Origin of the sequence: Nocardia vinacea, from assembly GCF_035920345.1 — a bacterium.
Lineage (GTDB): Bacteria > Actinomycetota > Actinomycetes > Mycobacteriales > Mycobacteriaceae > Nocardia > Nocardia vinacea_A.
This window is the reverse complement of sequence record NZ_CP109149.1, coordinates 9,501,665-9,520,711: the sequence shown is the minus strand read 5'-3', so window position 1 is coordinate 9,520,711 and position 19,047 is coordinate 9,501,665. Positions and strand designations below refer to the sequence as shown.

Below are 19,047 nucleotides of genomic sequence, written 5' to 3'. Positions count from 1 at the left end.
TGTTGTGTTCATCGAGCCTCCTCGAGGTGACGGTCCTGGACCGAATCCGATTGCGGCCGCACCGGAATCGGCCCGGTGAGCTGCCGGAAGAGTTCGGCGATCAAGGACCCGCTGCGCCCGGCAGCGGCGGTACCGAAGACGAACTTGTCCGGGCGCAGCAGCACCACGCCGCCGGTCCCGACGCCCGCCTTGGCGAACCAGCGGGTCAAAGCGCCGGTGTGGTCTTCGATATCGGCGTAGTCGTCGCCGGTAATGCGGCCGTCACCCGGCTGCCCCTGCGGTCGCCCGCCGAGCGGATACACGGTGACGAAACGAGCACCCCGGGCCCGCAACCTCGCCAGATCGTCGGCTCCGAGCACAGCGCGCGGATCGACCCCGTTGCCGACGACCGCGAATCCGAGGCCGAGCACATCGTCGAAACGCCGAGGCCGTCCGTCGTAGGTCCGTACGACCGGCTGCGGGGCGAGCGTGCCTTCCACGCCGCGCAGCCCACGCCGGGGTAGGCCAAGGTACCCACCGCGACGGAAGCGCGGTGCCGGTTTCATCTTCGCGGCGCGAATCCAGCCGCCCAGCCCGGGCACTCGTAGCGCCGTGGTGAGTGCGATATCCCGGGCCGCCGCTACCAGTTTGTTGTCGAAGGAGACGATGTTCTTGTTCAGTACCGAAAAATCGATCATCGCCTTGGCGTGCGGCCGCCGCTCGGACTCGTAGCTGTCCAGAATCCGCAGGTCCGCACCCTGTTCGAGGATTGCGGTGAGCTTCCACGACAGGTTGTCGGCATCGCGCACCCCGGAGTTCATGCCCTGTCCGACGAACTGCGGCGTCATATGCGCGGCGTCACCGGCGATGAGGATCCGCCCATCCCGCCACCGGTCGGCGACCACGGCATTGAAGGTGTAGACCAGCTTGCGCAGCACTTCGACCTCGTCCGGATCGATAAAGCGCGCGATGTGACGGCGGACGTTCTCCGGATCTTCCATCTCCTCTTTGGTCTGCGATTCGGTCAGCATGAACTCGAAGCGGTGATGCCCATCCGGTTGTGGGCACGACACGATCGGCATTGCCGGATCGCAGACGAAGTTGAAATACGGCAGATGCCGAAACGCGTCGATGCCGTCCTTGGCCTTCAGGTCCACCACGAGCCAACGCTCGGGAAAGCTGGTCCCGCTCATATCGATACCGAGCTTGGTGCGCACCACACTGCGCCCGCCGTCGCATCCGACCAAGAATTTCGCGCGCACCCGCTCCGCGGTCCGCGGATCGGTATCCGGTGCGCGGTTGCCGTATCCGGTGCCCCGGCACTCGGCATGTTCGACGCTCACGCCGGATTCGCCCTGGTCGAAATCGATGACCTCGCGTCCGCGGCGGACGGTGACATGGGGATAGCGCCCAAGGGCACTTTCGAGGGTGTTCTCCAGGTATGGCTGGTACAGGAAGTTGACCACCGGCCACCCCAGCGGACGGTCGGTCTGGTGGAACTGCACCAGCACCCGGCCATCGGCGCGCACCCATTGCACGGTGGAGTCGATATTCATATCGGCCGCGAGTTCGTCTGCCGCACCGGCGGTTTGGAAGATGCGCATGCCTTCGTCGTCGGTGTAGACCGCACGCGCGAGTCCGTAGTACTCCGGTTCCCGTTCCAGGACGAGCACGCGCACGCCGCGCCGCCCCAGCAGGTTGGCCAGCGTCAGGCCGGTCGGGCCGAGACCGACGACCACCACGTCGTAGTCGGTGGTACTCATCGTGAAAGTCCTCCTGCCAGTTGCGGGACGGTGATCTCCGGTGTGGTCGAGGTCCGCAGCGCTTGGCGGAATTGGGCGAATTTGTCCAGCACCGTCTCCCCCACCGTCGTGTGGCCCCAGATGCTGATGCCCTGGTAGGTCGTCGGTTCCCAGGTGGATTCGAGTTCGGGACCGATCACGATCGGGTTCCAGCCGACCTCGAGTTCGAAGCCGGACGGGGTCACGCAGTAGTAGGACAGTTCGCGGTCGTTGGTGTGCTGGCCGACCGACCACTGCATGCGGAAGCCGAGATCGGTGACGCGCTGAAAGGATGCCAGCATGTCGTCCAAGGTCGCGGACTGAATATTGATGTGCTGCACCCGGGTTCGCAGTGGGTCGATCTTGACTCCGCGAATATTGGCGATGGCGATCGAATGGTGACGCTCGTTGACCCGCAGGAATCGGATCTTCATCTTCAACCCGGAGACGTTCTCGTCGATGTAATCGGTCAGTCGGGAGTCGAAAACCGTGTGGTAGTAGCCACGCATCGCTTCCGGTTCGCGCGAAACGATCGCGACGTGGCCCATTCCGGCCTCCCCTGTCACCCATCCGGAGCTGAGCATCCGCAGTGGTTCGGGTGTGGTTATCGGGGCCGTGAAGATTTCCTGTGCAATACCTTTCGGGCCCGGAAAGCGCCACAGTCGGTCCACGCCGCGCAGCGCGGTCTCTTCCGGGGTGCCCTCGACGACCGGGACACCGCGATCGGTCACCCGGGCGATGATGCGGTCGAAGGTTTCGTGGTCGTCGACGTGCCAGCCCAATGCGGTGACATCCTCGGCCGAACCACGCTCGATGAGGAACCGGCAGGCGCGCTCGTCCAGCCGCAGGCGCAGCGCATCGCGGTCTACCTCGTCCACGTGCATGCCGATCGCCTCGGCACCGAAGCGACGCCAATCCGGCAGCAGATTCGATTGCACCGCAACGTATCCCATGTGCACCGAGCCGAACACCGAGGCGTCGGTGTTGGGGCGCAGAAAACCGTTCATCGCTATGCCTCGAGGAATGCGGTGGCCAGTGCGTTGAACAGTTCGGCGCGTTCCCACTGCACCCAGTGGCCGGTCTCGGCCGCCAGGTACAGATCGCAGTTCGGCATCGCATCGGCCAGCATCCGGCCACCCGCGGGACGGTTGACCTTGTCATCGGCGCCCCAGATGACCAGGGTCGGATGGGCCACCTCGCGCAGCCGGGAGTCCCGGGTGAAATCCATCCGCCACAGCGTCCGCAGGGCCAGCGGTCCGGAGGGACGGCGCAGCGGCGGATTCGCGATCACCTCGGGATCGATGCTGGCCTGGAATCGCAGCTCGATGAGCTCGTCGGGCACCGCGGCGCCGTCGAACACTAGGTACTCGCGGATGAACCGGGTGATCTTCTCCCGGCTCGGTCCGCTGCCCGGATAGTAAGCGAGCAACTCCTGCAGGCCCTTGGTCGGCAGTGCGCGCGTGGAGCCGACACCGCCGGGGCCCATCAGGATCATTCGGCCCACCTTTTCCGGCCGGTCCATCGCCAACCGCAGCGCGGCGGCACCGCCGTAGGAGTTGCCGACCAGGTGCGCCGAGTCCAGGCCGAGTTCGTCCAGCAAACCTCCGATCGCCCGCGCGAGGTCGCCGAACGGGTCGGACTGATCGACAACCTTCGAAGAGCGCCCGTAGCCAGGCATATCCGGCACGATCACGCGAAATCGCTGCGCCAGCGCCTCGATATTGCGCGAATAGTTCGACAGGCCCGTCGCACCCGGCCCGCCACCGTGCAGCAGCACCACCGCGGGACCGGATCCGACCTCGCCGAAGAAGACCTCGCGCTGGCCGACCCGGACCGTCCGTCCGGCGCCGACCCCCTTGTCGATGCTTGTCACAGCTACCTCCACGACTTTGTTGATGAAATCATCAGTCACGATCACAGTCTCTGTCAAGAGGAAATGATGAAAACGTCAGAATGACGCCCATCCAGATTTGACGAAGCATTTCGGACCGTTCGCGGCACCACGATCACCACTCAACGTCGACTAGGTCGGCCCACATCGCCGGATCAGCACGGCCGCAATCGAATTGGACCGTGTCAAGCGGTTGTCGAAGTGCAGCGATACCACCGTCGACGACATCGTGCCCACCGCCTGTGCCACGGCGCTGCGCCGGTACATGATCGAGCTCGGCGACCTACCCGATAAGCCGTTGGTGCTCGGCTGCCCGGTTTCCATCGCACCCGAGGGATCCGCGACCGCCAGCTCGATCGGCATCATGTTCGTCGATTCGGCCACGGACGAAACCGATGCCCCCTGTCGCTGCTGTTCGAAGGCCGCTACGCCACGGCGCTGCCCGATCTGGCGCGGAGGACAGGCGGATAGGCGTGAGCTGCGGTTATAACACATATGACGGGTTCGATCGGCCTACCCTGGGTAGTGGATTCACGAGACCGAAGGGAAGTCGAAATGAACCGCGGAGGTGACCCATTCGCCCACACCGAACAGACAGCGCGAATCTGGCTCGACACCGTTATGGAGTGCCTGGGTACCAGTGATCGCCGCTACGCATACCGCGTGCTCCGCGCGTGGTTGCATACGGTGCGTGACCGTCTGACGGTGGATGCGGCAGCGCATCTCGGCGCGCAGCTCCCGGAGCTGTTGCGCGGCATTTACTACGAGGGCTGGCGTCCGAGCGACGTTCCGAAACGCTACGACCAAACCGAATTCGTCCAGCTCTTCGCCGCGGAGGCCACGATCTCCGACGGCGACGTGCCGTTTACGGTGACCTGTTTGAGCGCGGCGCTGCGGGACCGGTTCTCCCCCGGCACGCTGGAGCACGCCCTCGAACAACTGCCACCCACACTGCGCGAGCTCCTGTTGTCCGCCGAGACGGCCCCACCCAAGACAGCCAGGCACGGCACGGCCAACCGGTTGGATCGACTGGAACGGTCGGTCGAATCACTCTCGGATACGCTCGCGCGCATCGATCAGCGGCTGGCCGCTATGTCATCGGATCAGACCGGTAAGTACGAGGCCGTCTATTAGCCACGGTTTAACAGATAGTCCAGCGGTAACCCGCACATTGACGCTGCTCGGCGAGTACGAGATCAGCGCGAACCTCTCCGATTCCGAGGCAGCTTCGAACCATCGATCGACCGGAGGAAACTATGGCGAATCCCACCAGCCAGCGATCTGACGTGCGACGGACGCCGGCACGCGCGGACCTGCACAGTGCCGCGTTCACCGACCACGCGACGATTCCGGACCGCTACTCCTACGACGGCGGAAACGTTGCCCCGCCGCTCGAGTGGAGTGGTATCCCCGACGACGCCGTAGAGCTCGTCCTGCTTTGCGAGGACGAGGACGCACCGGGCGGGCCGTTCACCCACTGGCTGATGACCGGCATCGCGCCGAACGCGACCAGTGTCCGGGCGGACGCGCCGCCGCCCATGGCCGTCGCGGGGCCCAATGACTTCGGTGAAATCGGCTGGAGCGGTCCGCGACCGCCGGTCGGCGACCAGCCGCACCGGTACTTCTTCCGCCTCTACGCCCTCGACCAAAAGCCCGGATTCACCAAGGAAACCACGGCCGACGTGGTCCGATCTGCCATCACGGACCACGTTGTCGCGAGCGGAACCCTGGTCGGCCTCTTCGCCGCCTGATCCGCCCGCACCGCGCATCTCTACGCCGCGATCGCCTCGGCGCGCAGGCGCGAGTAGTCCTCGCGTGACAGCGGCGCCGCATCCGGTGCGCCGAGGTCTTCGAGCGGAATGTCTCGCGCGCGGAGAATGCGGCGACCGAAGGTGAAGGCGCTGACGCGCCGCGGGGGCGCTGCCGACGCTGAGCTGGGTGAAGGCGTGGCCGTGCAGCGCGGGCGCGGCGGTATCGGCCGCGATCCCACCGTATTGCTCCTGCAGCCACAGCAGCGAACGCATCGCGTCACGGGCGCGCCGGATCGGCTTGGCGGAAAACATCATTGAACACTTCGAGCGACAGCGGCCCGGTGTGTCCGGCATCGAGAACATAGCCGAGGAACGCGGGCAGATCGAAGGCCCCTTGGCCGGGAAACAGCCAGTAGTGGCGGCTCCACTGCAGCACATCCATGGTCAGGTGCGGTGCGTCGGCGAGCTGCAGGAAGAGCAGTTTCTCCCCGGACACATCGGCGATGCCAGCGGGATCGCTTGCGCGCGAAAGGATGTGGAAGCTGCCACGGCGACGATGGATCGCCGAGCGGTGCCATCGATCGATATTTGGGACTTGAGTCACCATCGAATCCGACCTACGATGTTCGCATAACAACCAATTGTACGGATTGCGAACAATGCGGCATCGTGAAGGCTGCTACCTCGGTTGCGCCCGAGCGGATAGCGCTCGCGGAACTGCTGGACCCGGTTTGCATGGCCGGGCGATGTCCTGGTGCGCATGCTCGGCGTCGGTCTGTGCGGTTCGGATCCGTCCGTCTATCACGGCCATCGGCAGGTGAGCAGCGGCGTTTCCACGATTTCGAATGAGGAGTGATATGGCCAGGATTACCTCCTTGGCAGCTGCGGTCGGCGAACTCGTCCGCGACGGCGATACGGTCGCGCTGGAGGGGTTCACGCATCTGATCCCGGTGGCCGCCGGGCAAGAGATCATCCGCCAGCGCAAGCGGGATCTGACGCTGGTGCGGATGACGCCGGACATCGTCTACGACCAGCTGATCGGGGCCGGTTGTGCACGCAAGCTGATCTTTTCCTGGGGCGGTAATCCCGGCGTCGGCTCACTGCACCGGTTCCGCGACGCGGTACAGCATGCCTGGCCCGCGGCGTTGGATATCGAGGAGCACAGCCACGCCGGTATGGCGAATCGCTATGTCGCGGGGGCGTCCGGATTGCCGTTCGCCGTGCTGCGCGGATACGTCGGCACTGATCTGCCGACGGTCACCGACACCATCAAACCGATCACCTGCCCGTTCACCGGGGAACAGCTCACCGCGGTTCCCGCGATCAATCCCGATGTCACGGTGATCCACGCCCAGCGCGCCGATCGCGCCGGAAATGTGCAGCTGTGGGGACTGCTCGGAGTGCAGAAGGAGGCGGTGCTCGCCGCGCGCCGCAGCCTGGTCACGGTCGAGGAAATCGTCGACGAGCTGACCCCGGTGCCCGGCGCGATCGTGCTGCCCGCGTGGGCGGTGACCGCCGTCGCGGAGGTGCCCGGCGGCGCGCATCCGTCCTACGCACAGGGCTATTCCGAACGCGACAACGACTACTACAAGACCTGGGACGCGATCAGCCGAGACCGTGCCCACTTCACCCGCTGGCTCGACGAAAACGTGTACACCGCCACCACGGAGACAGTATGACCATCGCCGAAACCCGCACCGCCACAATGGAAACGACATACACCGCCGACGAGATGATGACGATCGCCGCCGCCAGGGCACTCGGCGCGGGCAAACGGTGCTTCGTCGGGATCGGGCTGCCGTCGACGGCCGCCAATCTCGCACGCAATACCCACGCGCCCGATCTGGTCCTCATCTACGAATCCGGAACGTTGGGTTCGAAGCCGGATCGGCTGCCCGCTTCCATCGGTGACGGTGTGCTCGCCGAGACCGCCGACGCGGTGATCAGCGTGCCGGAGATTTTCAACTACTGGCTGCAGCCGGGTCGCATCGATATCGGGTTCCTCGGGGCCGCGCAGCTCGACAAGTACGGCAATATCAACACCACCGTCATCGGCGGTGACTACACCCGTCCCAAGGTCCGCTTGCCAGGAGCCGGTGGCGCGCCCGAGATTGCCGCCTCCTGTGGCGAGGTGTTCGTCGTCGTGCGCCAGTCGCGCCGATCCTTCGTCGACAAAGTCGACTTCATCACCTCTTTCGGGCACGGTCACGGCACCGGCGAGCGCGCCAAACTCGGCCTGCGCGGCGCCGGCCCGACCCTGGTGATCACCGACCTCGGGGTGATGCGGCCCGACGAAACCGGCGAGTTGATCCTCGTCGCGGTACATCCGGGCGTGACCGTAGAGCAGGTCCGCGATGCCACCGGCTGGCAGCTGCGGGTCGCGCCGGATCTCGAAATCGGCGAGCCGCCGACGGCCATCGAACTCGAGACCCTGCGAGCGCTGAAAGCCGCCTCATGACCAGCGCATTTCTCTACGACGGTATTCGCACCCCGTTCGGCAGGTACGGCGGTGCGCTGAGCGGCATCCGGCCCGATGACCTCGCCGCCACCGTGCTGCGGTCGCTCGCGGACCGCAACGATCTGGACCCCGCGACGGTGGACGAGATCGTCTTCGGCGCCGCCAACCAGGCGGGCGAGGACAATCGCAATGTGGCACGCATGGCAGCGCTGCTGGCGGATTGGCCGACCTCGGTGCCCGGCACGACCGTGAACCGGCTGTGCGGGTCGAGTATGGACGCCGCGATGCAGGCCGCCCGGATGATCGAAACCGGTGATGCGGCAACGGTTGTCGTCGGCGGCGTCGAATCGATGAGCCGCGCGCCCATGGTTATGCCCAAACCCGCCAAGGGATTTCCCGTCGGCAACGAAACACTGCACTCCACGACATTGGGCTGGCGGCTGGTGAATCCAGCAATGCCCGCGCAGTGGACGGTCTCCTTGGGTGAGAGCACCGAAATCCTCGCGGGCCGTTACGGAATCGAGCGTGCGGCGCAGGACGAATTCGCCGCGCGCAGCCATCAGCTCGCCGCGAAGGCCTGGGACAACGGCTTCTACGACGATCATGTCGTCGCCGTGCCCGGCACCGAACTGGCTCGCGACGAGTCGCTGCGGGCGGAAACAACCGTCGAGCGGTTGGCGGGATTGAAACCGTCGTTCCGGCCTGATGGCACCGTCACCGCCGGAAATGCCTCACCGCTGAACGACGGCGCCTCCGCCCTGCTGCTCGGTGACGAAGCCCTGGCCGATCGGCTCGGCCGGGCACCTCTGGCGCGGATCGCGGGACGCGGTACGGCGGGCGTCGATCCGGATGTCTTCGGTATCGGTCCGGTCGAAGCGGCGCGAATCGCCCTGCGGCGCGCGGGAATCGGCTGGGGCGATCTCGGCGTGGTCGAATTGAACGAAGCATTCGCCGCGCAATCGCTTGCCTGCCTTGCGGATTGGCCGGAGTTGGATCGGGACATCGTCAATGTCAACGGCGGCGCGATCGCGATCGGTCACCCGCTCGGCGCGTCCGGGGGACGCGTCATCAACCAACTCGCCCGCGAAATGCGGCGTAGCGGCAGCCGGTGGGGCCTGGCCGCACTGTGTATCGGCGTCGGCCAGGGGCTGGCCGTTGTTCTGGAGGCGACATCATGAAAACCCGTGCACTGCAAGGCTATCGGAGGGATCCGGCGGGCACCCACCCGCCGCTGGACTCCCCGGAATACAAGTCCACCGCCCTTCGGCATCCAAAAGAGCCGCTGGTCCTGCTGCCGCAACGGCTGACCGAACTCACCGGTCCGGTGCTCGGCGCGGACCGGCTCGCCGAGACCGATAACGACCTGACCGCGCAGCACCGCGTGGAACCGCTCGGACAGCGCATCATCGTGCACGGTCGACTGCTCGACGGTGACGGCAAGCCGGTCCCGAATTCTTTGATCGAGATCTGGCAGGCCAATGCCGGTGGCCGATACCGGCACGACCGGGGCGCGTGGGACTGTCCCTTGGATCCCAACTTCGACGGTGTCGGGCGCACGCTCACCGATGGCGCGGGCCGCTACGAGTTCACCACGATCAAGCCCGGCGCCTATCCGTGGCGCAACCACCACAATGCCTGGCGGCCCGCGCACATCCACTTCTCGCTGTTCGGGCGCGCCTTCACCCAGCGACTGGTCACCCAGATGTATTTTCCGGACGATCCGTTGTTCGCCCAGGACCCCATCTTCAACTCGGTGCCCGAGGCTGCTCGCCCACTGCTGATCAGCCGCTTCGATCTCGACCGCAGTGAACCAGAGCGGGCGCTGGCATTCGAGTTCGACATCGTATTGCGTGGCCGCGACGCCACACCTTTCGAGGACGACGAGGACGATGACTGATCTGCCCACCACGCCTTCGCAGACTGTCGGCCCCTATCTGCATATCGGACTGACGTGGGACGACGGCCCGTACGCTGTGCCGCTGGGGACACCAGGGGCCGTGTGGATTCGCGGCCGGGTGCTCGACGCCGTCGGCGAGCCGATCGATGACGCCATGATCGAGATCTGGCAGGCCGACCCGGACGGGCATATCGCGCATCCCGACGACGGTCGCGGTGTCCGCGAATACTTCCGCGGATTCGCACGCAGCGACACCCGAGCGGGCGAATTCGCGGTCTATACCGTCATTCCCGGCGCGCTCGGCGATGGGCAGGCCCCGCATATCGATGTCTCGGTATTCGCCCGTGGCCTGCTGCATCGAGTGGTCACCCGCATCTACTTCCCCGAGCACGCCGCTCAGCGCGCGAGTGATCCGGTGTTGGCCGCGGTGCCGCCGGAGCGTCGCGGCACCTTGGTCGCCGCGAACGGCCCCGATGGCTATGTTTTCGACGTGTACCTCCAGGGTGAGCGCGAGACGGTGTTCTTCGATGTCTGACGGTTTGTTCGACGGTGTGCTCGCGGCCGGTCCGGTCGCGGCGCAGGTCGGCGACCGGGCATGGGTGCAGGCCATGCTCGACTTCGAAGGCGCGCTGGCGGCCGCCTCGGCCGCGGCCGGAGTCGTTCCACCCGAGGCCGCCGCCGCGATCCAAAACTGTTGCTACGCAGATGATTACGACATCACTGAGCTCGGCCGGCAGGCGGTCGGGATCGGCAATCCGGCTGGGCCGCTGGTGCGGGCGCTCACCGCACGCGTCGCGGGCGATGCGGCCGGATATGTGCACCTCGGCGCGACCAGCCAGGACGTGGGCGATACCGCCGCCATGCTGGTGACACACCGGGCGCTGGCGGTGCTCGATGACGACTTGCGCGCATGCGCGGCCCAGCTGGCGCACCTCGCCGAAATCCACGCCGACACCGTGCAGGCCGGGCGCAGCCTGCTCCAGCAAGGACCGCCGGTCACCTTCGGCCTCACCGCGGCGGGCTGGCTCGGCGGTCTCGCCGCGGCGCGGGACCGGCTCGACGACATCCGTCGGCACCGCTTGGCGGTGCAGTTCGGCGGAGCGGTCGGCACGCTGGCTTCCTTGGGCGACAACGGGATTGCCGTCCTGAGCGAGCTCGCGCGGCACCTCGGATTGGCCGAACCGGCCCTGCCGTGGCATACCGAGCGCGGCCGCATCGCCGAGATCGCCGGGGCGCTCGGTCAGACCTGCGCGGCGGTGGCCAAGATCGCCGGCGATATCACGCTGCTGGCGCAGACCGAGGTCGCGGAAGTCCACGAGCAGGGCCCGGCGGGTACGGGCGGCTCCTCGACCATGCCGCACAAACGCAATCCCGTCGCCGCCGTTCTTGCCGCCGGATCCGCCGTGCAGGCACCGGGATTGGTCGCCGCACTGCTCGGTGCGGCCGCGCATGAACATCAGCGCGCGGCAGGCTCGTGGCATGCGGAATGGCGGCCGTATATCGAATTGCTGCGGACCTCCGGTTCCGCGGTGCATTGGCTGCGTATCAGCCTGGATCGACTGCGAGTCGATCCACAGCGCATGCGCGCCAACCTCGACCTCACCGGCGGGCTCGTGCTCGCGGAAAACGTGGTGACCGGCTTGGTTTCGACATCCAACGGCGAGATCGGCAGGCATACCGCGGGCGATGCCGTCGCGCAGTGCTGCCAGGCCGCCCTGGCCGGTGCAGGCTCACTCGCCGATCTGCTCGCCGCCGATTCGGTGGTCGGGAAGTATTTGGACCGAGAGCAAATCGAGAGACTGCTCGATCCGGCCCTGTACCTCGGGTCGGCACGCAAGTTCATCGAACGGGCACTTGACGATTGGCGTGAGAAATTATGAGCGCACGATCAAATCCTCTGCCAGGACCTAAAAGGCCGAGCGCCAATGAGACGGAGGCAGGACTGTGGTCGAGATGCACTGCCCCACGGATGATCCCGATGACGGCGAACCGATCGTGCTGAGCAGATCACCGGGTGGCAGCCAAGTGATTCGGCAGGCGCGGTCGTGAGCGCCATCGAGGTGAACTGCCTCGTGGACGGTCAGTACGACGGCGAACCCGTCGTACTGAGCGGATCACTGGGCAGCGACCTACGGATGTGGGATCCGCAGATAACCGCGCTGACCGCCGCCGGATACCGGGTATTGCGCTACGACCACCGTGGACATGGCGCATCCCCGGTCCCCTCCGGCCCGTACACGCTGACGGACCTGGGCTCCGATGTGATCGGGCTGCTCGACCGATTCGGGGTCCGACGAGCGCATTTCGTCGGACTCTCACTCGGCGGCATGGTCGGCATGTGGCTCGGCGAGCACGCACCGGACCGGCTGCGCACGCTCACCCTGTGCTGCACCTCCGCTGAACTGGGCCCGCCCAGCGGTTGGGCCGAGCGCGCCGCGTTGGTCAGAGCCGAAGGGACACAGGCAGTTTCAAATGCTGTGGTGCAACGCTGGTTCACCCCGCAATGGCGCGCGGACCATCCGGAGCGCACCCATTACTACGAGGAAATGGTCGCGGCCACCGACGCCGAGGGCTACGCATCCTGTTGCGCGGCAATCGAAACGATGAATATCGCGGCCCGGCTGTCATCGATCACCGCACCCACACTCGTGATCGCAGGCGCCCAGGATCCGGCCATCCCACCGGAGCACGGACAGCGCATTGCGCGCACGGTCCCGGACGCACGCCTCGAAATCGTCAGCCCCGGTGCACATCTCGCCAGCGCCGAGGCGGCGGAGGCGGTCAACGATCTGATTCTCGCTCACCTGAAGGAGGACGCGTGAACGAACGAGCCGATAGCGGCATGGCGGTCCGGCGCGAAGTGCTCGGCGACGATCACGTCGATCGCGCTGTCGCCAGGACCACCGAATTCACCAGGCCGTTCCAGGAATACATCACCGAGTCGGTGTGGGGCTCGATCTGGACCCGCGAGGGCCTGGACCGGCGCACCCGCAGCTGCGTTACCCTTGCGGTGCTCACCGCCCTCGGGCGGCACGAGGAGATCGCGATGCATGTCCGCGCCGCGATCACCAACGGTCTCACCGCCGCCGAGATCGCCGAAGTACTGCTGCACACCGGCGCGTACGCGGGCGTGCCGGCGGCCAACGCGGCCTTCGCGATCGGGCAGCAGGTATTGGCCGAACTCGGGGACGATACCGCCCTGTAGCACCCTGTCGAGGAGGACGACGATGACGACCGGCGGTAACGACAACGACGCCCAGCGCGGCACCCACTATGTGCAGTCGCTCGAACGTGGCCTCGCGGTCATCAAGGCATTCGACGCCGAGAACCCGCAGCTGACGCTCTCCGATGTGGCGCGCCTGACCGGACTCACCCGCGCGGCGGCGCGCCGGTTCCTGTTGACCCTTACCGATCTCGGCTACGTCCGCACCGACGGCAAACGCTTCTCGCTCACCGCCAAGGTGCTGGAACTGGGCTACTCGTATCTGTCCAGCATGAGCCTGTCCGAGGTGGCGCAGCCGCACCTCGAACAGCTCTCCGCCGACGTGCACGAATCCAGCTCGGTATCTGTGCTCGACGGTCCGGATGTCGTGTACGTCGCCCGGGTCGCCGCATCTCGGATCATGACCGTCAGCATCAATATCGGCACGCGTTTCCCCGCCTACGCCACCTCCATGGGCCATGTCCTGCTGGCCGGACTCCCGGCGGCCGAGCTCGACGCCTATCTGACGAGCACGCCACTGGCCCGGCTGACCGCCAACACCATCATCGATCAGGTCGCTTTTCGCGCCGCTTTGGAAACGGTTCGCGCACAGGGCTATTCCATCGTCGACCAGGAATTGGAGGAAGGTCTGCGGTCGGTCGCGGCCCCCATCCGCGACCGGTCCGGTGTGATCGCCGCGATCAATATTTCGACGCACGCCTCCCGCCGCAGCATCGAATCCATTCGGGCCGAACTGATTCCGCGCCTGCAGACGGCCGCCCATCGAATCGAAGCGGATCTCACCGCCGCGAAACCGATTACGCGACTGGGCTGACCGACGGCAGATTCTGCAGCGCCGCCCGAACTACGTCCAGGAACCACCCCTGAGCCGCCGCGCGACCAGGTGCGCGCCGGGTATAGGCCGCTACCTCCACCGGCTCGATCGGCCATGGGAGGGTGAATACGCGCACGGGATGGGTGCGCGCCAAAGCGTGCGCCACCCGTTCGGGAACGATGGCGACCAGCTCACTGTCCTGAACCACATAGGGCAGGGTGGCGAATCGGGTGACGCGCACAGCGACGCGGTCTTCGAGATGGTGCTCGCGCAGCGCCTTGCGCGGGCCGGGGTGGCCCGTCACGCCCTCGACGATGATATGCCGCTCACGCTCCAGTTCGGCTTGGGTGGGCGTCTCACCGCGCAGCCGAGGATGGCGCGCCGCGACCAGCCCGGCATAGCCCTCGCTGAACAGCGGCGTCCGAGTCAGCCGAGGTGAATCGAGTATCGGACTGGCCACCATCGCGTCGACCTCGCCGCGGGCCAGCCGGTCGGTCGCGGTATCGACATCGAAGGCCTCGACCTGCAGGGTCACCTGCGGTGCCCGGGCCGTCAGTTCCGCGAGCACCAGCGGCAGCACCGTCACCTCGCCGAGGTCGGAGAGTCCGAGCGCGAAGCGGGCCGGTCGGGTGGGGTCGAATTCGGTTGCCGCGCTGAGCGTTTCGTCGACACCCGCGATGGCCGCACGCAGCGGCGGATACAGCCGCTCGGCCTCCGCGCTCGGCACGAGACCACCCGGGCCGCGCACGAACAGTTCATCACGCAGCCGTCGCCGCAACTTGCCGAGCCCGTAGCTGACCGTCGGCTGGGTGACCCCGAGCAGGTCGGCGGCGGCCGTGACGCTCCTGGTCTCGTACAGCAGCACAAAGGTGCGCACCAGGTTCAGATCGAACTCGGCTGCCATAGATCTCCTCTATGTGAATCGCGAAAAATATCAATTGGATTTCTGATTGCCGGTCATTCTAGCGTGAGAGCCATCACAATCAGGGCCCGCTATGACCGGCCCGAATCTGCAGAAACGAATCATCATGAACAAGCTGTCGTCGTGGCCGGCCGTGCTGTGCTGGCTCATCGTTCTGCTCGAGGGCTACGACCTGGTCGTGCTCGGCGCCGTCATTCCCACCCTCATCGAGCAGCACCACATCGGATTCACCGCGGCGCGTGCAACATTCGCCGCAACGATCTCGCTGGTCGGTGTCGCCATCGGCGCCGCGTTGGTCGGGCCGATCGCCGACCGCTACGGCCGCCGCAAGGTGCTACTCGCCTCGATCGCATTGTTCTCGGCATTCACCGCGGCCGTCCCTGCGGCCGGATCCATCACCGTTTTCGGCGTATTCCGGTTGCTGGCCGGGATCGGGCTCGGCGCCTGCCTGCCGACGGCGCTGACCTTCATGGCCGAGCAGGTACCCGCCACCCGCCGTGCCCTCGCCGGCACCATCACGATGACCGGCTATCACGTCGGCGCGGTGATCACCTCACTCCTTGCACTACAGCTTGTTCCGCACTGGCAGCCGCTGTTCCTTCTCGGCGGCATCGCGGGATTCCTACTGCTGCCGCTGATCTGGGTCAAACTGCCCGAATCCGCGGCGTACCTGGCCGCCAAGGCCGCTCCTGAACGGGTTCAGCCGACCGTGCTGCTCGCGCCACGCTATCTGCGCACGACACTCGGGGTGTGGGTCGGTTCGTTCATGGGCCTGCTGCTGGTCTACGGACTCAACACCTGGTTGCCGAAGCTGATGCGTGACGCCGGGTACAACATGTCGACCTCGTTGACGCTGCTGCTGGTGCTGAATGTCGGTGCGATCGTCGGGCTGCTGATCGCCGGTCCGCTCGCGGACCGGCGCGGAACGAAACCGACTGTCCTCGTTTGGTTTGCGGCCGCCGCGGTATTGCTGGCCATGTTGAGCGTCAAAGTCTCCAGCACCGTGCTCCTCAATGCGCTGGTACTGGTCACCGGCATCTTCGTGTTCTCGGCCCAGGCGCTCATCTACGCCTACGTCACGCAGGTATATCCCGCCGAGGTGCGGGCTACCGCGCTCGGCCTCACCTCGAGTGTGGGGCGGCTCGGCGCGATCTTCGGTCCGAGCATTACCGGCTGGCTCATCGTCGCCGGATCCGCATACCCGTGGGGCTTCTACTTTTTCGCCGCGGTGGCGGGCGTCGGGATGCTCGCGATGACGGCGGTGTCGCGGCTCAGCACTCGGTCGGTGGAACCGGCCGCCACCCTCGACACTTCGAAGGGGTTCGCCCTATGAGGAATACGCGCACACAGGTCGCCATTGTCGGCGCGGGTCCAGCGGGTCTGCTGCTGTCACATCTGTTGCACCGCTCCGGAATCGAATCGGTCGTCATCGATATCCGCACGCACGAGGAGATCGCGACGACCATTCGCGCAGGCATCCTGGAGCCGGGTTCGGTGCGCATGCTGGTGGATTCCGGCGTCTCCGACCGCGTACTCACCGAAGGCGACCGACACGACGGTGTAGTGCTGCGCTTCGATGGTGACAACCATCGGATCGATTTCCGGGAACTGGTCGGCGAATCCGTGTGGCTGTATCCGCAGACCGATGTGTTCATCGACCTCGCCGACCGCCGCAAGACCGATGGCGGCGATGTCCGCTATGGCGTCCGGGATACCGCGGTCTCCATCGATCCTCCGGTGGTGACGTTCACCGAGGCCGACGGCCGCCCGACCCGGCTGGCGGCCGATCTGATCGTCGGGGCCGACGGTTCACGTTCGAACTGCCGTCACGCCTTTCCGGATGGCCTGCGCACCGAATGGTTCCGCGAATACCCCTTCGCCTGGTTCGGCTTCCTCGCCGAGGCGCCGCAGTCGCATCCGGAACTGATCTACGCGCGCTCCGAACACGGCTTCGCCCTGGTCAGCCAGCGCACGTCGACGATGCAGCGCATGTATTTCCAGTGCGCACCCACCGAGCGCCCCGAAGACTGGGATGACGAACGAATCTGGGCCGAAATGCGCAAACGCGTCAACGGCAACGGTTTCACACTGCAAGAGGGGCCGATCAGCGGAAAGACGGTCCTGCCTTTCCGCTCGTTTGTCACCGCACCGATGCGCCACGGCAGACTCCTGCTGGCAGGCGATGCCGCCCACACCGTCCCGCCCACCGGCGCGAAGGGTCTGAATCTCGCGCTCGCGGATGTGCGCGTGCTGCACGAGGTTATCGATGAATACTTCGCCGGCGGCTCTGACGAATCATTGCGTCGCTATACCGACCGCGCGCTCGATCGAGTGTGGAAGGCTCAGCATTTCTCCTACTGGGCGACGACCCTCCTGCACTCGATCGACGGCGCGTCCCCCTTCGATCTCGAACGCCAACGTGGTGAACTCGCGATGCTCACCGAATCCCGGCGCGGCGCGGCGTACTTCGCCGAGGGGTACACCGGAAGCTGGGGCCCGTCGTAAACACATCTGGAGGCATCGCGTGACCCGTCAACCCACCACCGACGACAAGTTCTCCTTCGGCCTGTGGACGGTCGGTTGGACGGGTACCGACCCGTTCGGCCTGCCGACCCGACCGACACTCGCACCGTGGGAGTACACCGAACGCCTGGCCGAACTCGGCGTCTGGGGAATCACCTTCCACGACAACGATGTATTCCCGTTCGATGCCGACGACGCCACCAAGGAGCGCAACCTCGCGCGCCTCAAAGCAGCGACCGATCGCTGCGGTCTCACCGTCGAGATGGTCACGACCAACACCTTCACCCATCCGGTCTTCAAGGACGGCGGGCTGACCGCCAACGACCGCTCGATCCGCCGTTTCGGTCTGCGCAAAATCCTGCGCGCGGTGGATCTGGCCGCGCAGGTCGGCGCCACCACCTTCGTGATGTGGGGCGGCCGCGAGGGCAGCGAGTACGACGGATCCAAGGACATCTTCGCCGCGTTCGAGCGCTACAAAGAGGGTTTGGATACGGTTGCCGGCTATATCAAGTCACAGGGTTACGACCTGCGAATCGCGTTGGAGCCCAAGCCCAATGAGCCACGCGGCGATATCTTCCTGCCCACCGTCGGGCACGCACTCGCCCTGATCGCCGAATTGGAGCACGGCGATATAGTCGGCCTCAATCCGGAAACCGGCCACGAACAGATGGCCAACCTCAACTACACGCACGCCCTCGGCCAGGCATTGTGGAGCGGCAAGCTGTTCCACATCGACCTCAATGGCCAGCGCGGCCTCAAATACGACCAGGACCTGGTCTTCGGACACGGCGATCTGGTCTCCGCATTCTTCACCGTCGACCTGCTCGAAAACGGTTTCCCCAGCTATCCGGACGGCCCGCGCTACACCGGACCACGGCACTTCGACTACAAGCCCGCACGCACCGAACACCTCACCGGCGTATGGGAATCGGCCAAGGCCTGTATGGCAACATATCTGATGCTGGCGGACAAGGCTCGCGCCTTCCGCGCCGATTCCCGCGTTCAGGAGGCGATGGCCTACTCCGGCGTCCTCGACCTGGCACAACCCACCCTCGACGACGGCGAATCGATCGAGGCATTCCTGCACATCGACGACGGTTTCGACCCGGATAAGGCCGCCGAACGGGACTTCGGTTTCGTCCGACTGCAACAACTCGCACTCGAGCACCTGATCGGCTGAGACCTTGAAAGAGTGACCGATCAGCCGACGTCGCGGCGCAGCCAGGTCACCTCGGCGCCGGATTCTGTGCCGTAGCGGTAGATCTCGAGATCTTCGTCCCAGGGGGTGCCGAGGGCACGGTCGAGTTCGGTTGCCAGGTCATAGCCGGTGTAGTTGCCGAGTTCCCGGTTGGCCTGCAGCATGGCGCGCAGACGCATTTCGCCGATGGTGACATCGCCGTTGGCGGAGGTGGAGCCGTGCCAGAGGCCGAGGGTGGGCACGAAGCTGTAGCGCTCACCGTCGACGCCGTCGCTGGGGTCCTCGGTGACCTCGAAGCGCAGAACCGGCCAGGACCGCAAGGATTGGGCAATTCGGGATGCGGTACCAACCGGACCGATCCAGTCGGTGGTCGCACGCAAGTGTCCGTCGGCGGGTTGTGCGGTCCAGCGCAATTTCGCGGGTGAGCCGAGGGCCGAGGTCAGTGCCCATTCGATATGTGGGCACAGCGCAGCCGGCGATGAGTGGATATAGACCACACCCGCCGTCGCGTCCGCGAACTGACTCGATGCGCGCACCACTGACACCTCCAGCTTCGACGAGAAACGTCTTCCCCAACGATCCGTCGTACTGGCGTTGCCCGAGTGTACTG

Annotated in this window: 22 protein-coding genes; 14 read left to right on the top strand and 8 right to left on the bottom strand. The window is 65.9% G+C overall.

Going from position 1 to position 19,047, the window contains the following annotated elements; all coding sequences use genetic code 11:
• Positions 1-8 precede the first annotated feature (8 nt).
• The 4 genes from OIE68_RS43200 to OIE68_RS43185 form a co-directional block, all read right to left on the bottom strand.
• On the bottom strand, positions 9-1,742 hold the full coding sequence (locus OIE68_RS43200) for a bifunctional 3-(3-hydroxy-phenyl)propionate/3-hydroxycinnamic acid hydroxylase (protein WP_327096650.1): 1,734 nt from the start codon (positions 1,740-1,742) through the stop codon (positions 9-11).
• Positions 1,739-2,767, bottom strand: a complete 1,029-nt coding sequence (locus tag OIE68_RS43195; RefSeq protein WP_327096649.1) for a VOC family protein — start codon at positions 2,765-2,767, stop codon at positions 1,739-1,741. The genes OIE68_RS43200 and OIE68_RS43195 overlap by 4 nt, the downstream gene beginning before the upstream one ends.
• 2 nt (positions 2,768-2,769) lie before the next feature.
• The gene (locus OIE68_RS43190; RefSeq protein ID WP_327102018.1) at positions 2,770-3,624 is read right to left on the bottom strand and encodes an alpha/beta fold hydrolase; all 855 of its coding nucleotides are present in this window, start codon (positions 3,622-3,624) and stop codon (positions 2,770-2,772) included.
• Positions 3,625-3,783: 159 nt separating this feature from the next.
• Positions 3,784-4,035 carry a hypothetical protein gene (locus tag OIE68_RS43185; RefSeq protein WP_327096648.1) on the bottom strand — a complete coding sequence of 84 codons (252 nt, stop codon included), beginning with the start codon at positions 4,033-4,035 and terminating at the stop codon, positions 3,784-3,786.
• A gap of 171 nt (positions 4,036-4,206) precedes the next feature.
• On the opposite strand from OIE68_RS43185, the gene OIE68_RS43180 reads away from it, so the two are divergent.
• On the top strand, positions 4,207-4,785 hold the full coding sequence (locus tag OIE68_RS43180) for a DUF2267 domain-containing protein (protein WP_327096647.1): 579 nt from the start codon (positions 4,207-4,209) through the stop codon (positions 4,783-4,785).
• A 152-nt stretch (positions 4,786-4,937) separates the two neighbouring features.
• The gene (locus OIE68_RS43175) at positions 4,938-5,402 is read left to right on the top strand and encodes a YbhB/YbcL family Raf kinase inhibitor-like protein (RefSeq protein ID WP_327096646.1); all 465 of its coding nucleotides are present in this window, start codon (positions 4,938-4,940) and stop codon (positions 5,400-5,402) included.
• Positions 5,403-5,422: 20 nt separating this feature from the next.
• On the opposite strand, the gene OIE68_RS43170 is transcribed toward OIE68_RS43175, so the two are convergent.
• Both OIE68_RS43170 and OIE68_RS43165 read right to left on the bottom strand, forming a co-directional pair.
• Positions 5,423-5,641, bottom strand: coding sequence for a hypothetical protein (locus tag OIE68_RS43170; protein WP_327102055.1), 219 nt, complete (start codon positions 5,639-5,641; stop codon positions 5,423-5,425).
• Positions 5,642-5,679: 38 nt separating this feature from the next.
• Positions 5,680-5,898: a hypothetical protein gene (locus OIE68_RS43165; protein WP_419150649.1), complete on the bottom strand. Its 219-nt coding sequence runs from the start codon at positions 5,896-5,898 to the stop codon at positions 5,680-5,682.
• Positions 5,899-6,259: 361 nt separating this feature from the next.
• Here OIE68_RS43165 and OIE68_RS43160 point away from each other — a divergent pair, with 361 nt between their 5' ends.
• The 9 genes from OIE68_RS43160 to OIE68_RS43120 all read left to right on the top strand — a co-directional run bounded on the left by OIE68_RS43160 (position 6,260) and on the right by OIE68_RS43120 (position 13,794).
• Positions 6,260-7,081, top strand: coding sequence for a CoA transferase subunit A (locus OIE68_RS43160; RefSeq protein WP_327096645.1), 822 nt, complete (start codon positions 6,260-6,262; stop codon positions 7,079-7,081).
• The gene (locus tag OIE68_RS43155; RefSeq protein WP_327096644.1) at positions 7,078-7,860 is read left to right on the top strand and encodes a CoA-transferase subunit beta; all 783 of its coding nucleotides are present in this window, start codon (positions 7,078-7,080) and stop codon (positions 7,858-7,860) included. The genes OIE68_RS43160 and OIE68_RS43155 overlap by 4 nt, the downstream gene beginning before the upstream one ends.
• Positions 7,857-9,038: a thiolase family protein gene (locus tag OIE68_RS43150; protein ID WP_327096643.1), complete on the top strand. Its 1,182-nt coding sequence runs from the start codon at positions 7,857-7,859 to the stop codon at positions 9,036-9,038. Before OIE68_RS43155 ends, OIE68_RS43150 begins: the two co-directional genes overlap by 4 nt.
• Positions 9,035-9,757: a protocatechuate 3,4-dioxygenase subunit beta gene (gene pcaH, locus OIE68_RS43145; RefSeq protein ID WP_327096642.1), complete on the top strand. Its 723-nt coding sequence runs from the start codon at positions 9,035-9,037 to the stop codon at positions 9,755-9,757. The genes OIE68_RS43150 and pcaH overlap by 4 nt, the downstream gene beginning before the upstream one ends.
• Complete coding sequence (gene pcaG, locus OIE68_RS43140) at positions 9,750-10,292, top strand: protocatechuate 3,4-dioxygenase subunit alpha (protein ID WP_327096641.1); 543 nt, start codon at positions 9,750-9,752, stop codon at positions 10,290-10,292. Before pcaH ends, pcaG begins: the two co-directional genes overlap by 8 nt.
• Positions 10,285-11,637 carry a 3-carboxy-cis,cis-muconate cycloisomerase gene (pcaB, locus tag OIE68_RS43135; protein ID WP_327096640.1) on the top strand — a complete coding sequence of 451 codons (1,353 nt, stop codon included), beginning with the start codon at positions 10,285-10,287 and terminating at the stop codon, positions 11,635-11,637. Before pcaG ends, pcaB begins: the two co-directional genes overlap by 8 nt.
• Before the next feature lie 165 nt (positions 11,638-11,802).
• Entirely contained in the window at positions 11,803-12,579 is a 777-nt protein-coding gene (pcaD, locus tag OIE68_RS43130; protein WP_327096639.1) for a 3-oxoadipate enol-lactonase, read from the top strand.
• Between the two features lie 20 nt (positions 12,580-12,599).
• Complete coding sequence (gene pcaC / locus OIE68_RS43125; RefSeq protein WP_040688252.1) at positions 12,600-12,962, top strand: 4-carboxymuconolactone decarboxylase; 363 nt, start codon at positions 12,600-12,602, stop codon at positions 12,960-12,962.
• A 22-nt stretch (positions 12,963-12,984) separates the two neighbouring features.
• Complete coding sequence (locus OIE68_RS43120) at positions 12,985-13,794, top strand: IclR family transcriptional regulator domain-containing protein (RefSeq protein ID WP_327096638.1); 810 nt, start codon at positions 12,985-12,987, stop codon at positions 13,792-13,794.
• Here the strand turns inward: OIE68_RS43120 and OIE68_RS43115 are convergent.
• Positions 13,778-14,698 carry a LysR family transcriptional regulator gene (locus OIE68_RS43115; RefSeq protein WP_327096637.1) on the bottom strand — a complete coding sequence of 307 codons (921 nt, stop codon included), beginning with the start codon at positions 14,696-14,698 and terminating at the stop codon, positions 13,778-13,780. The genes OIE68_RS43120 and OIE68_RS43115 overlap by 17 nt on opposite strands.
• Before the next feature lie 124 nt (positions 14,699-14,822).
• Here OIE68_RS43115 and OIE68_RS43110 point away from each other — a divergent pair, with 124 nt between their 5' ends.
• The 3 genes from OIE68_RS43110 to xylA are packed head-to-tail and all read left to right on the top strand — an operon-like array spanning position 14,823 to position 18,419.
• Entirely contained in the window at positions 14,823-16,049 is a 1,227-nt protein-coding gene (locus tag OIE68_RS43110) for an aromatic acid/H+ symport family MFS transporter (RefSeq protein WP_327096636.1), read from the top strand.
• Positions 16,046-17,221, top strand: a complete 1,176-nt coding sequence (locus OIE68_RS43105; protein WP_327096635.1) for a 4-hydroxybenzoate 3-monooxygenase — start codon at positions 16,046-16,048, stop codon at positions 17,219-17,221. Before OIE68_RS43110 ends, OIE68_RS43105 begins: the two co-directional genes overlap by 4 nt.
• A 19-nt stretch (positions 17,222-17,240) precedes the next feature.
• Positions 17,241-18,419, top strand: a complete 1,179-nt coding sequence (gene xylA / locus OIE68_RS43100; RefSeq protein WP_327096634.1) for a xylose isomerase — start codon at positions 17,241-17,243, stop codon at positions 18,417-18,419.
• 20 nt (positions 18,420-18,439) lie between these two features.
• Here the strand turns inward: xylA and OIE68_RS43095 are convergent, their stop codons facing one another.
• Positions 18,440-18,973, bottom strand: a complete 534-nt coding sequence (locus OIE68_RS43095) for a DUF3145 domain-containing protein (protein ID WP_327096633.1) — start codon at positions 18,971-18,973, stop codon at positions 18,440-18,442.
• Positions 18,974-19,047: the final 74 nt, after the last annotated feature.